15 protein-coding genes and 1 riboswitch are annotated in these 12,187 nt (G+C 34.2%); of the genes, 14 read left to right on the forward strand and 1 reads right to left on the reverse strand.

Annotation, left to right across the window (positions count from 1 at the left end):
- Nucleotides 1-38: 38 nt before the first annotated feature.
- Genes pylSc through pylSn form a run of 5 tightly spaced genes read left to right on the forward strand, consistent with a single transcriptional unit; the run spans nucleotide 39 to nucleotide 4,175 of the window.
- Nucleotides 39-869 carry a pyrrolysine--tRNA(Pyl) ligase large subunit gene (gene pylSc, locus DES36_RS12000; RefSeq protein ID WP_113921451.1) on the forward strand — a complete coding sequence of 277 codons (831 nt, stop codon included), beginning with the start codon at nucleotides 39-41 and terminating at the stop codon, nucleotides 867-869.
- Between the two features lie 20 nt (nucleotides 870-889).
- Entirely contained in the window at nucleotides 890-1,945 is a 1,056-nt protein-coding gene (pylB, locus tag DES36_RS12005) for a methylornithine synthase PylB (protein ID WP_113921452.1), read from the forward strand.
- Complete coding sequence (gene pylC / locus DES36_RS12010; protein WP_170128289.1) at nucleotides 1,942-3,084, forward strand: 3-methylornithine--L-lysine ligase PylC; 1,143 nt, start codon at nucleotides 1,942-1,944, stop codon at nucleotides 3,082-3,084. Before pylB ends, pylC begins: the two co-directional genes overlap by 4 nt.
- Nucleotides 3,068-3,907 (forward strand): 3-methylornithyl-N6-L-lysine dehydrogenase PylD, encoded by an 840-nt coding sequence (pylD, locus tag DES36_RS12015; protein WP_113921454.1) that lies wholly within the window; start codon nucleotides 3,068-3,070, stop codon nucleotides 3,905-3,907. The genes pylC and pylD overlap by 17 nt, the downstream gene beginning before the upstream one ends.
- On the forward strand, nucleotides 3,879-4,175 hold the full coding sequence (pylSn, locus tag DES36_RS12020; protein ID WP_113921455.1) for a pyrrolysine--tRNA(Pyl) ligase small subunit: 297 nt from the start codon (nucleotides 3,879-3,881) through the stop codon (nucleotides 4,173-4,175). The genes pylD and pylSn overlap by 29 nt, the downstream gene beginning before the upstream one ends.
- A gap of 87 nt (nucleotides 4,176-4,262) precedes the next feature.
- Here pylSn and DES36_RS12025 read toward each other — a convergent pair whose 3' ends face one another.
- Nucleotides 4,263-4,787 (reverse strand): nucleoside-triphosphatase, encoded by a 525-nt coding sequence (locus tag DES36_RS12025; protein WP_187387080.1) that lies wholly within the window; start codon nucleotides 4,785-4,787, stop codon nucleotides 4,263-4,265.
- A gap of 123 nt (nucleotides 4,788-4,910) precedes the next feature.
- Nucleotides 4,911-5,029: riboswitch (molybdenum cofactor riboswitch) on the forward strand.
- Nucleotides 5,030-5,087: 58 nt separating this feature from the next.
- Between DES36_RS12025 and DES36_RS12030 the strand changes: the two genes are divergently transcribed.
- From DES36_RS12030 to mobB, 9 genes are read left to right on the forward strand one after another with little or no spacing between them, the layout of a single operon-like run.
- Nucleotides 5,088-6,191, forward strand: a complete 1,104-nt coding sequence (locus DES36_RS12030; protein WP_113921456.1) for a molybdopterin-dependent oxidoreductase — start codon at nucleotides 5,088-5,090, stop codon at nucleotides 6,189-6,191.
- A gap of 15 nt (nucleotides 6,192-6,206) precedes the next feature.
- The gene (locus DES36_RS12035; RefSeq protein ID WP_113921457.1) at nucleotides 6,207-6,740 is read left to right on the forward strand and encodes a molybdopterin-dependent oxidoreductase; all 534 of its coding nucleotides are present in this window, start codon (nucleotides 6,207-6,209) and stop codon (nucleotides 6,738-6,740) included.
- Nucleotides 6,741-6,753: 13 nt separating this feature from the next.
- Nucleotides 6,754-7,329: an ECF transporter S component gene (locus tag DES36_RS12040; RefSeq protein WP_113921458.1), complete on the forward strand. Its 576-nt coding sequence runs from the start codon at nucleotides 6,754-6,756 to the stop codon at nucleotides 7,327-7,329.
- Nucleotides 7,322-8,803 (forward strand): alkaline phosphatase family protein, encoded by a 1,482-nt coding sequence (locus tag DES36_RS12045; RefSeq protein WP_113921459.1) that lies wholly within the window; start codon nucleotides 7,322-7,324, stop codon nucleotides 8,801-8,803. The genes DES36_RS12040 and DES36_RS12045 overlap by 8 nt, the downstream gene beginning before the upstream one ends.
- On the forward strand, nucleotides 8,804-9,316 hold the full coding sequence (locus DES36_RS12050) for a molybdopterin-dependent oxidoreductase (protein WP_113921460.1): 513 nt from the start codon (nucleotides 8,804-8,806) through the stop codon (nucleotides 9,314-9,316).
- Nucleotides 9,313-9,996 (forward strand): energy-coupling factor ABC transporter ATP-binding protein, encoded by a 684-nt coding sequence (locus DES36_RS12055; protein WP_113921461.1) that lies wholly within the window; start codon nucleotides 9,313-9,315, stop codon nucleotides 9,994-9,996. Before DES36_RS12050 ends, DES36_RS12055 begins: the two co-directional genes overlap by 4 nt.
- 5 nt (nucleotides 9,997-10,001) lie before the next feature.
- A complete protein-coding gene (locus DES36_RS12060) occupies nucleotides 10,002-10,667 on the forward strand; it encodes an energy-coupling factor ABC transporter ATP-binding protein (RefSeq protein WP_207657463.1) in 666 nt (221 codons plus the stop codon).
- A complete protein-coding gene (locus tag DES36_RS12065) occupies nucleotides 10,651-11,400 on the forward strand; it encodes an energy-coupling factor transporter transmembrane component T family protein (protein ID WP_113921463.1) in 750 nt (249 codons plus the stop codon). The genes DES36_RS12060 and DES36_RS12065 overlap by 17 nt, the downstream gene beginning before the upstream one ends.
- Nucleotides 11,401-12,144: a molybdopterin-guanine dinucleotide biosynthesis protein B gene (gene mobB / locus DES36_RS12070; protein WP_113921464.1), complete on the forward strand. Its 744-nt coding sequence runs from the start codon at nucleotides 11,401-11,403 to the stop codon at nucleotides 12,142-12,144. It abuts the gene before it with no gap.
- Nucleotides 12,145-12,187 lie beyond the last annotated feature (43 nt).

The raw sequence follows: 12,187 nt of genomic DNA on the forward strand, positions 1-12,187 counted from the left end.
TAACAACTGAGAAGAAGACTAATTTGAGAGGTGATTCTATGAAAATGACTCAAAGTCAATTGCAACGTTTAGGTGAGTTAGGCTGTTCTGTAGATTCACTAGCAGATTATCCATCTGCAAAAGATAGAGATGAAGCTTTTAGAACCTTGGAAAAAGCACAATTAAAAGTGAATCGAAAAAAATTGGAAACATATAGAGCCACTGTAAAGCAACCTAAATTATTAGAGTTGCAAGAGACAATAGCTGCTTGCCTACGGGATAAGGGATTTATCCAAGTTGCTACCCCTACTATTATCTCTAAAAAATTCTTAGAACAAATGACTATTGATAAAGACCACAAACTATTGAATCAAGTCTTTTGGCTAGACAATAACAAGTGTTTAAGACCGATGTTGGCACCTAATCTCTACGAGATTTCAAGAAATCTATTAAATATTCTTCATAAACCTTTGGGAGTGTTTGAAATCGGATCTTGTTTTCGGAAGGAATCTCAAGGAAGTAATCACTTAAATGAGTTTACTATGCTAAATCTGGTGGAATGGGGAACTCCATTAGAATCTCGAGTAGATCGAACAAAAGAAATGGCCCAATGGATTATGGAAGCGGCGGAGATAGAAGAGTATTCCTTTGAGACCGATGAATCAGTAGTCTACGGATTAACAGTAGATGTTCTATACAAGAATATAGAAGTAGCATCTAGTTCCATAGGTCCCCATCCTTTAGATGAAGCTTGGGGCATTCATGATTCATGGGTAGGTATCGGGTTTGGTATAGAGCGCCTTCTCATGATTCGAGATGAGTATTCTTCCATTCATCCAGTAGGCAGAAGTATTAGTTATTTTGATGGCATTAGGCTAAATATGAAGTAAGAAAAGGGGGACGTGTCATAATGCTAAAAGATATTTTAAGAAAAGCCTATGATGAAAAACCATTAGATGTAAATGATGTAAAACAAATATTGATGGCATCCCAAGGTGAACAGCAGCATGAAGTGTTCCATCTTGCTAGAGAATTAAGAGAACGGTATTTTGGCAATAAGATCTTTAGCTATGGTTTTGTGTACTATTCTACCCACTGCAGAAATAAATGTAATTTTTGCTACTATCGACGAGGTAATAAGGAGGCACCACGTTACAGAAAGTTAAAGTCCGATATTGTAGGTATTGCATGGGATTTAGCTAGATCAGGAGTCCATTTAATCGACTTGACTATGGGCGAGGACCCCTACTTTCTAGCCTATCCTGAAAAATTAGTGGATATAGTAAAGGAAGTTTATGATGTGACAAAGCTACCTATTATGATTTCTCCTGGTGTAGTAGAACCGCAGGTACTGAGTTCTTTGAAAAAAGCAGGGGCTGTATGGTATGCCCTATATCAGGAAACTTATGACCAAGAATTATTCGCTAAGTTGCGCTACAGACAAAGTTATAATAAGCGTCTCCGATTAAAAAAAATAGCAAAAGATCTAGGCTATCTTGTAGAAGAAGGCTTGATGACGGGCTTTGGCGATACTTTAGGGCAGCGTGCAGAATCCATTCTTTCTATGGAAAGTATTCATCCTTCTCAAGTGAGAACTATGACTTTTGTCCCACAAAAGGGTACGCCTATGGAAGGCAAGATTATAAACAATAATCGTAATGAACTCCTTATGATTGCAGCCATGCGACTATGTTATCCAGACAAGTTGATACCTGCCTCCTTAGATGTAGAGGGCTTGGTTGGATTAAAAGATCGGCTTAATGCAGGTGCCAATGTAATCACTTCATTAATACCACCTGAGGAAGGACTTGCAGGAGTTTCCCAGAGTAAATTAGATATTAATAATGGAAGCCGTTCCTTGATACAAGTATTGCCGATGGTGGAAGAGTGTGGTTTGAGATTGGGGACCCAGGAAGAATATCAAAATTTTATTTATACAGAAGAACAATGTATGGTGACCTTATGAATATTCTAATAATAGGAGGAAAGCTTCAAGGAACGGAAATTGCCTATCTAGCTAATAAGGCTGGCTGGACGGTTCACCTAGTAGATAAAAACCCTATGGCAGCAGCTATTGATTTATGTGATTATTATTATAAATTAGATCTCTTTGATACACAAAAGATTCTACGTATTTTCAAAAAAGTAGATGTAGTAATACCCGCATTAGAAAACACGTCATGCATTGCTATAATAGAAAGGTATGGCATCATGACCAACACCATAGTACTGTTTGATTCACACGCTTTTGATATTTCCTCATCTAAAATAAAATCGAATCTATTTTTTAGAGAAATAAATATCCCTATGCCCAGAGACTTCGAGGAATGCCTTCTAAACAATTTGCCTGTTATTGTAAAACCTAGTGATAGAAGTGGTAGTGAAGGTGTACAGATTTTCAATAATCCTGCTGATGCAAAATCTTTTATAGCAGAGCATCCGGATTATATTTGTCAACAATATGTAGAAGGCCCCTCTTATTCTATAGAGGTCATAGGCAATGGAAAGACATTTGAAAGTCTTGTTATTACAGAAATAATCGTAGATGAAGAATGTGATTGCCAATGTGTCATTGCCCCTGCCAGAATAGATGGAAAATTGGAGAGGGCATTTCACAATATAGCAACTAAAATAGCAGGAGCATTAAAGATCAAAGGTATATTTGATATTGAGGTCATTGAAAAGAATAATAGATTATATGTGCTAGAAATTGACGCACGTATGCCTAGTCAAACTCCTATTGCTGTTTATTTTGCCACCGGTATTAATATGGTAAAAGAGATGATTCTATATAATACAATAGACAATTATAGAATATGTCCTAGCCTATCTAAATATTGTATTTTGCAGCACGTCTATCTACAGGGGTCTAAAGTAAGGGGAAAAGGCGAAGGCATCATGAGCCAAGTTGGTCCCCTACTCCATAAAACAGACTATTTTGGAGTTGATGAGGCACTTATTAGCAATCCTAAAATTTATAATGGATTTGTGGCAGAGCTTATTGTTTCATCTCCTACTTATAATGATGCCAAATATCAACTAGAGCATTCTATTGAGAAACTTGAAGAGAAGCTGATGGAGGTAGAATATGACGCGATTGAATGACGAAGATATACAATCCATAATAAAACAATATAGAAAAAATGAAGAGTTTTTTATAAAGAATTTTAAATTTTCCTTATTAGAAATAGGCAATAAAGCTGTAAACAATGCAGCTAGTAAGGAACAATTAAAAAACTTGAAGGTGGCTTGCATCCCCATCACTTCAGGTTTTGGAGAAATCTCAAATTTTTCTCAGATCGTCTGTACTATTCTTACAGATTGTTGTGGAGTTAATGCCTTTGTAACAAAACAAAAGAATGTAGCGGGCATACAAGAGGCCTATGAGCAAAAATCAGACATTATTTTTATGGCAGATGACAACACATTCACTGCTTTTCATCTGAAAAAAAATCTATACATGAATAATGGTGAGGCAACAGGTAGAGGTTTTGCTGCAGCTTTAGATGTAGCAGCAGGGCCTTTACAAAATAAAGAAGTACTAGTATTAGGAGCTGGACCTGTAGCTTGTGCAGGTGCTACTTATTTACTACAAAGAAATGCCCATGTTAAAATGTACGACCCATGTATGGATAAAGTTAGGACTTATATAAAAAAGTATCCACAAGTCGAAATGGTGCCCCATTGGAATACTAGAACTTGGAACTATATCTTAGAAGCCACTCCAAGTGCAAATATTATCACCGAAAATCAAGTTACATCTCAAACCATATGTGCTGCTCCTGGTGTTCCCTTTGGATTAGATGAATTTTCAGTTAAGAAGTGTAAGTTAATTATTCATAATTTGTTAGAACTTGGTGTAGCCACCATGCTTAGTGGTGTTTGCAAGGAGGAAAGCCATGGAAAAGAAAATTACTACTCGCTATGAGAAAAAGAGTCAGAGGTTATTTAGTTTAATCAACAAAATTAAACTATGGCCTGCTCGATCAGGGATACTACATAGCGTTAAGAGTATTGAAAAGCAAGGAAACAGAGCTGTTATCACGACTTATTGCGGTGGTAGTTTTGTCGTTTGGAATTCTAAAAAGAGTCGCAGTCTTCGATGGCTTCGAAACAGTTATTTTAAGACCACTTGTAGAAAATGCGGAATTCCTGACTGGAAGATTGAGAAATACTCTGAAACTGAATTCAAGTAATTCTAAAATGGACGCAAAAGGAAGAAGATCCCAATAGGAGATTTGAATAAATAAATTAGAATATTAAGTTAAATTAATTATGAGGCTTCATACTTCTAGTTGCTTTTGCCAGCTTTTTAGAATATTTATGATGTCCTCTATTATATAGTCCCTGTTATCCTCAGTAATAGTAATTACAATTACATCCTCTCTAGCCATAATAGCATTTAAAAAATCACAATCATTTTCTTTTAATACCCCAAATACTATTTTTTTGCTATCTAGTAGTTTAAATACTTTATCGGTAAATAGACTCATATCATTTTCTGCACTGCCTAATTCATCTAGTACTATAAGATTTCTTTCCTTCAGACTTTTATCTAATATGGATAGAGCTCCTTTTTCAAAGGAATCTATAAAATGTTCTTTTGAGTTATCTCTAGAATCTACTTTTAGTATGGTATAAGTTGTGTTATTATCATACAGCGATTTGATAATATATTTTCTAAAATAACCTTCAAAAACTCTTTCTGTAGTATAGCCTCCAAGAGAGACATTGAGTTCTTTTAACGCTCTTTTTAAAAGTGTTGATTTTCCAATTCCGATTTTTCCAGTTAAAAATAGATTGTACATGAGAATCTCCTTTATCATAGAATTCATTATGTAATTAGACAAATTATATAATAGTGTAACATATTTTGATATCAATATAATATATATTGACAAATTTTTAATTAATAGATATAGTTTATATAAATATATATAAATCTCCGAGCACATTTTCCTAAAGATAGGTTCCATGGAATATGTGCCGATAGGCATGAAGAGAAATCTGAATGCCTCCCATTGTGGAAAGGAGAGCGAGCTTTTCTTTATGAATTTTGGCTCCTACCTCAATGGTGGGAGTTTTTTTAATTAAAAGGAGGGTTTTATTTGAGAAAAGATTTTAAAAAATGCATAATTATTTTTATTGTCTTCTCTGTGGTGCTGTTGGCATCTTGTAGCAATACCCAGGGGACTAAAACTGTTAATAAGGATGTAGTACAAAGTGGTGGCGATACAATTACCATAATTGGGTTGCAAGAAGGTGGCATTAAAGTGCCTGTAGATGAAATAAAAGCACTTGAAAAAGTCACGAAAGACGTGATATCGATCTCATCTAGTGGAGAAGAAAACGAAATGAATGTTACGGGAGGGCTTTTAGAAGAGTTGCTTCAAAAACACAAGGTATCCCTTAAGGATTTAGAGGGATTGAGATTTGTTGCTACCGATGGGTATTCTATTGATATTCCAAAAGATATCGTACAAAGTAGAGATATTATTCTGGCCTATGAAATAGATGGAGAACCTTTGCACGAAGAATCAAAGCCCATTAGAACAATCATCCCAGATGAAAGAGCCATGTACTGGGTAAGTCAATTGTCTGAAATTCAGCTAATAGGAACGAGTAAGTCTTCAGAGTCAAAAGAAGAGAGTACTTTAAGCAATCTGATCTTTTTGGATTCTGCTATAACTGCTTTAGAAACGGTTAACTACGGTGATACAGATGATCAAGCTATAAAGACATCTGATTTAATGGACAAGTATATAAAGGAAAAAGGTGGAGAAGTATACATAAAAGCTTCAGATGATTTTGAAAAAAGTGAATCTAATCAGGTATTTAGTGAAGCTTTTATAAAAACCACAGGAGAAAATGCACCTATGCTAGGGGCACCTGATATGCCTAAGGGTATGACCGTAAAAGATCTATTGTGGTTTCGTCTAGGGGATACAGCAGTTTTATCTGTAGAGAAAGCTTTGCAGGTAGATAATCTAATCAAGGAAGATGGACTATCCTTAGAAAACCTATTAAAAGATACTGGATTAAGTGGAGAAGCATATGAGCTAACTGCTATAGATGGTTATTCTGTAAACATCTCATCTGATGATGTAAGCCAAGGAATTATAAACAAAGAAGATGGAAGCGTATTAATTACTTTTAAAAACCTAGAAAAAAGTAAATCTGTAAAGAATTTATTATCTATAAAAATAAAATAAAAAGGAGCATAAAAAATGAAAAAGAAAATATTATCACTAATTATGATAGCACTTTTAGGATTTATGCTAGTAGCTTGTTCTTCTGAACAAGAAAAAACAAGTACAGAAGCAGAAAAACCAGCAGATACAGGCGCACAAACTGAAACAGAAACAGAAGGCCAAGAGCCAACATTCACAATCGCTATCGAAGCAGGTGAAGAAAGTATAGAAATTACTGAAAAAAATATTGGTGAAATAAAAGAGATAAACTTAACAGCTATGATCATTAGTAAAAAAGGTGAAGAAACAAACGAATATACAGGTATGCTACTAAAAGATGTATTAGCATATGCAAATGTAGGAGAGTATACATCATTAGAATTAGAAGCTATAGATGGTTATGTTGTTGAATATACAAAGGAAATGGCAGAATCCGATGGAACGATTTTAGCATACATAGTAGACGGAGAAGTTTTAGGAGAAGAAGCTGGACCAATCCAATCTCTAATAGATGGAGACCCAGCTAAGAATAGTGTTAAGCAACTAGCTAAAATTAGAGTTATTAAGTAATTGAGGCAATTCTATGCTTAATAATTTAGTTCGGAAATTTTCAATATTTGACATTATTATAATTGCCCTTATGGCCACCCTAGGCATAGCTACAAAACCAGTTATTGTTCCCCTTGCACATATCATTACTGGCCCCCTCTATATTCCTGGAGGGGCTATCGCAGGTGGCCTGTATATGATGTGGATTGTCTTAGGCACTGGATTAATAGGAAGAGCAGGAGTTGCCACCTTAACCTCTACAGTACAGGCTATTATGGTGGTAAGCCTTGGAATATATGGTACTCACGGGATTGTGAGCTTTCTTACATATATATTACCAGGGTTAGCTGTAGACTTATATGTGCTTATTTCCAGACCTAAAAGATTTAAAATAGGGCATTTCTTTATTAGTGGAATATTAGCTAATATTAGCGGAACTTTTTTAGTCAATGTGGTGTTTTTTCGCTTACCTATGGTGCCCTTGATACTAACATTAGCAGCTGCTGCCTTTTCAGGTGGTATAGGTGGACTTATAGCCCATGGAATAGTACAGAAATTAAAAAATAATCAAGTGCTAGAAAATTTGTATAGGAGAGATGTAAATGAATAAAAAATTTATCTTAATATCTATAATTTTTATCTTTGGCTTTACTATGATCTCTGCCTGTACAAAACAATCGGCAAGCTCAAGCTATACTCCTCCTCTCAATATTGTAGGAGATGTAAGTGAACCTTTTACCCTCAGAAGTTTAGAAGATGATTTTGATATGATAGATATAGAAACGAAGGATGGAAGTGTAAAGGGGATTAAGTTTGAAGATATTTTAGAAAAAGTAAGCCCTTTAAGTGACAATAGTGATATTTTTTTAGTTGGAATAGACGGCATGATGGCTAAGATTGAGGATATGAACTTAGAGGGCTCCTTTATATCTTTTTCAGATGCAAATGGTTGGGAAGCCATACACTATAATCACCCCCCAAGTAGCAATGTAAAGCATTTAAAGGAAATAATAATCGTGTCCACTGATGAAGACAGATTAGATATAGGAATGAATATCATAAATAGTGAAAAAAACATTCGAAATATCACCCCTGGGGAGTTATATGCTAATTCTGCTACCCTATTGACTTATTTTGAGGGAGAATCTAGTGTTGAAAAAGAAGGTGTACATTACAATACTAGCGTGTATACACAAAGAAGAATCTTTAAATTAGAAGATATGGTAGAAGAAAGTCTACAAAATGCCCTAGTGATGAATGCATTAGGAGATATAAAATCAATTGAGGCAAATAGCTATTTTGAGGCAAATTCTAATACTATAGACTATGTTAGCGCCAGTGGTAAAGAAAGACTTAAAGATGTAAAGGGAGTCATCTTAGATCCGCCTGAGGGCAGTATCCAAGATTCTTACTATGATATTGGTAAATATGTAAAAGAAGACGAAGACGTACTATTTATCGTATTAGATGGATTTGGATATCATCAGTATAAGCATGCCATAGAAAATAATCATATTCCTTTCTTAACAAGTCAACCAGAAGCTACAAAAGCCTTGTCTGTTTATCGCCCTGTGACCAATGCTGGATTAGCCGCAATCATTACAGGAAAATCCCCTGCAGAAAATGGGGTCTATTCTAGAAAGCAGAGACAGTTACAAGTAGATTCTATATTTAAATATGTTCAGGATTTAGGTAAAGAAGCGATCTATATTGAAGGAAATATTGGGATTTTAGACACAGAAATCCAGCCAGTATTAAATGTAGATGATGATGGAGACGGATATACTGACGATGAGGTACAGGAGTCTACTTTAAATGTTTTAGACAAGGGTTATAATCTTGTGTTTACACATTTTCATGGAATTGATGACTCAGGTCACAGTAATGGAGACTTTGCTTCACAAACTATGGACGTACTATCTTATATGGATACATATTTAGAAGAGCTTGTATCAAAATGGCATGGAAAAGTGATTATTACTGCAGATCACGGCATGCACTCTACAAAAGACGCTGGAGATCACGGTCAATTTAGATACGAGAATATGATTGTTCCATACATAGTAATGGAAGGAGGACAATAAATGAATAAGAAATCAATTGGCATCATTATGCTCATCCTAATTGCCATTATAGCAATTTTTGCTCTTGTAAATAGGGGGCTGATAAAAAACTCTCAAGAAGCACATGCAAATGCAGAAGTTTTAATTACAGGTGATAATGTAGAGGATAAGTTTACATATGATCAAATTATTAAATTAGGTGAAGAAGAATTTACTGCAATATTTGATTCCAGCAATACAGACCCAGAAGAACATAAGTACACAGGTATTCCTTTGAAAAATCTAATAGAAGAAGCAGAAATAAGGCTTGAAGATAAACAACAGGTAAATATTAGAGCAATAGATGGATATACAGTAGCATTAAAACCTGATGAAGTGCTAGAAGATGAGAATGTTTATTTAGCGTATAAGCAAGATGGAGAGCCTATAAAGAGCAAAGAAGAAGGCGGTAGTGGGCCATATCAAGTAATTATTAGAAAAGATGCATTTAGCCAAAGATGGTGTAAATTTGTTGCGGAGATAGAAATAAAATGATACATCCTATAGAAATAAAGGATTTGAAATTCAGGTACAAGTCTAGCTCCAGTAATATATTACAAGGTGTAGATTTGACAGTGCCAAAAGGGGAGGTTTTAACTCTAGTAGGGTTAAGTGGTAATGGCAAGAGCACTTTACTAAACATTATCTGCGGAATAATACCCCATATTCGTCAGGGAGTAATTGAAGGTCAAGTAAAATTATGGGGAGAAGAAGTTAGATGTTTAAAAATATTAGATATAACCAAGAGAGTAGGAATTGTATTTCAAGATCCAGATTCTCAACTTTTTTCGCCTACTATAGAAGATGAAATCGCTTTTGGTCCTGAAAACCTTCGAATTGAAAAAGATGAAATTGGAAGAAGAATAACCAAAGTACTTCAGATGGTCAATTTGGAAGAGTATCGGTACGAAAATCCCAATAATTTGTCTGGAGGACAAAAACAACTGGTGGCAATTGCAGCAGTTTTAGCGATGGAGCCAGATATATTATTATTTGATGAAATCTTGGCTCAAGTAGATATAGAGGGAAGAAAGAAGATTAAAAATGTAATTAAAAATTTAAAAAATCAAGGTAAAACCATAGTATCTGTAGAACATGATTTAGAAAATTTAGATATAGCAGATAGAGTGCTAAAACTAGAAAATGGAAAATTACAAGAATATAAAGGCTGGTGAATAGATTGAACTTCATAGAACTAAAGGAGCTATCCTTTGGCTATACAAGTAACAAGACTATAATAAAAAGGTTAAATCTAAAGATCAGCAAAGATGAAGTTACATCCATAGTAGGATCCAATGGTAGCGGCAAAACCACTTTAGGTAAATTGATGATGGGTATTTTAAAGCCTACTATAGGAGGCGTTTATATTCTAGATGAAGACGTTTCTCAAATGTCTTTAGCTCTAGTTGGATCAAAAATAGGATATCTTTTTCAAAATCCAGAAAAACACTTTTTTACGAATACTTTAGAAGAAGAATTAGGTTTTATTCTTAAATTTAAAGATGTAAATGAACTAAGTATACAACAACAAATTGACGAATTAATAGAGATATTTGAATTGAATCATTTGAGAAAATCGTCCCCTTTGTTATTAAGTCAAGGAGAAAAACAAAGGCTTGCTATTGCTACAATCTTAATTAATAAACCAGAGTATTTAATATTAGATGAACCAACTACTGGACTAGACATAGAAAGAAAACGAGAATTACTGAATCAATTAAATCAATTAAGAGAAGAAGGAATCGGCATGACCGTTATAAGCCATGACCAATTTATTATAGAGGAACTTTCTCAACGAGTGATAAAAATCCACAGAGGGGAAATCATTGATGACCAAAGAAATTAAATTTGATCCCAGGACAAAGTTGATTATTATCTTATGTATTTCTACCTTAGGTCTTTTAATCAAGAATATCATAGAACTGACTATAATTTTACTAATAACGATTATTATTGGGACGTTTTTTCAAATTGATTTAAAGAGAAGTATAAAGAAAGTAAAAGGCTTATTGTACGCTATAATAGCTCTAGCAATCATACAAAGTATATTCTCACCTGAAGGAGAAGCAATTCTTGCTATTAGAGATTTTACTATTTTAAGTACCAGTGGCTTGGAAAAAGGCTTACAATTTATCTTGCGAATGATGATTATTATATTTTCCGCTACCATAATCACCACATCAAGCTCCAGGGAGCTTATACAGGGATTTGTACAATGGGGGTTACCTTATGACATAGCCTTTATGGTAGCAATAGGAACGCGATTTTTGCCCATATTGGGGGAGGAAATCAAAGATTCTTTAACTGCAATTCAATTAAGGGGAATAGAAATCAATCAAATTCCCATAAGCAAAAGGATAAGTATGTATTCTTATATATTTACACCTATACTAGTGGCTACAATATCAAAAGCAGAGAAATTATCCATAGCTATAGAGATGAGAGGTTTTAGAGCTTATGATAATCGTACGAGCTATTTAACTTTAAAAATGTCGGGAGTGGATTATTTAATAATAATCATGAGTACTATTTTTACTATTACTTATATCATATTTTATTTTTATATTGGAGGGAATTAAATGAAGGTTTTTTCTGTAGCAGGAATCACCCAGTCAGGTAAAACCACCACCATAGAGAATATAATTAGAGAGTTGAGAAAAAGAAGATATTCTGTAGGTTCAGTGAAGGAAATACATTTTGAACAATTTGCTATAGATACAGAGGGTACAAATACCCATAGACATAAAAACGCAGGATCTCAATTAGTAACTGCTAGAGGCTATCATGAAACAGACATACTCTTTCAAAACAAACTAGACATAGATCACATCTTAAGCTTTTATAATCATGATTTTGTAGTATTAGAAGGTGTGGATGACTATGATGTGCCAAAGATTATATCTGCTCATAACGAGGAAGAAGTACTAGAAAGAATGGATGATCTTGTATTTGCTATATCAGGAAGAATATCTAATACAATAGATGAATTGCAGGGTTTACCAGCTATTAACTCCATGGAAAATATAGAAAAATTAGTTGATCTTATTGAAGAGAAAGTTTATGATAAACTTCCTGCATTTCCTGAGGAGTGTTGCAATGAATGTGGTTATAGTTGCCGTGAATTAGGCTCTATGATATTAAAGGGAAAAGCCAAAAGAGAAGAATGTGTATTAGAAAACACTAAAGTAAAGCTGCAAATAGGTGGCAAAGACATCAAAATGGTACCTTTTGTGCAGAATATATTGTCTAATGCAGTGCTTGGAGTAGTAAGCGAATTAGAAGGATATATGAAGGGCAAAGAGATAAGCATTCATATAGAGTAAAAATTTGATTTTAGTTTTTAAATTAATTAAATTAGAAACAAAG

Source organism: Alkalibaculum bacchi (assembly GCF_003317055.1).
GTDB classification, from domain to species: domain Bacteria; phylum Bacillota; class Clostridia; order Eubacteriales; family Alkalibacteraceae; genus Alkalibaculum; species Alkalibaculum bacchi.

Excerpts from the sequence above, each read along its gene's own strand:
- pylSc (WP_113921451.1), top strand. The coding sequence starts at position 39 with ATGAAAATGACTCAAAGTCAATTGCAACGTTTAGGTGAGTTAGGCTGT.
- pylB (WP_113921452.1), top strand. The coding sequence starts at position 890 with ATGCTAAAAGATATTTTAAGAAAAGCCTATGATGAAAAACCATTAGAT.
- pylC (WP_170128289.1), top strand. The coding sequence starts at position 1,942 with ATGAATATTCTAATAATAGGAGGAAAGCTTCAAGGAACGGAAATTGCC.
- pylD (WP_113921454.1), top strand. The coding sequence starts at position 3,068 with ATGACGCGATTGAATGACGAAGATATACAATCCATAATAAAACAATAT.
- pylSn (WP_113921455.1), top strand. The coding sequence starts at position 3,879 with ATGGAAAAGAAAATTACTACTCGCTATGAGAAAAAGAGTCAGAGGTTA.
- DES36_RS12025 (WP_187387080.1), bottom strand. The coding sequence starts at position 4,787 with ATGTACAATCTATTTTTAACTGGAAAAATCGGAATTGGAAAATCAACA.
- DES36_RS12035 (WP_113921457.1), top strand. The coding sequence starts at position 6,207 with ATGAAAAAGAAAATATTATCACTAATTATGATAGCACTTTTAGGATTT.
- DES36_RS12040 (WP_113921458.1), top strand. The coding sequence starts at position 6,754 with ATGCTTAATAATTTAGTTCGGAAATTTTCAATATTTGACATTATTATA.
- DES36_RS12045 (WP_113921459.1), top strand. The coding sequence starts at position 7,322 with ATGAATAAAAAATTTATCTTAATATCTATAATTTTTATCTTTGGCTTT.
- DES36_RS12050 (WP_113921460.1), top strand. The coding sequence starts at position 8,804 with ATGAATAAGAAATCAATTGGCATCATTATGCTCATCCTAATTGCCATT.
- DES36_RS12055 (WP_113921461.1), top strand. The coding sequence starts at position 9,313 with ATGATACATCCTATAGAAATAAAGGATTTGAAATTCAGGTACAAGTCT.
- DES36_RS12065 (WP_113921463.1), top strand. The coding sequence starts at position 10,651 with ATGACCAAAGAAATTAAATTTGATCCCAGGACAAAGTTGATTATTATC.
- mobB (WP_113921464.1), top strand. The coding sequence starts at position 11,401 with ATGAAGGTTTTTTCTGTAGCAGGAATCACCCAGTCAGGTAAAACCACC.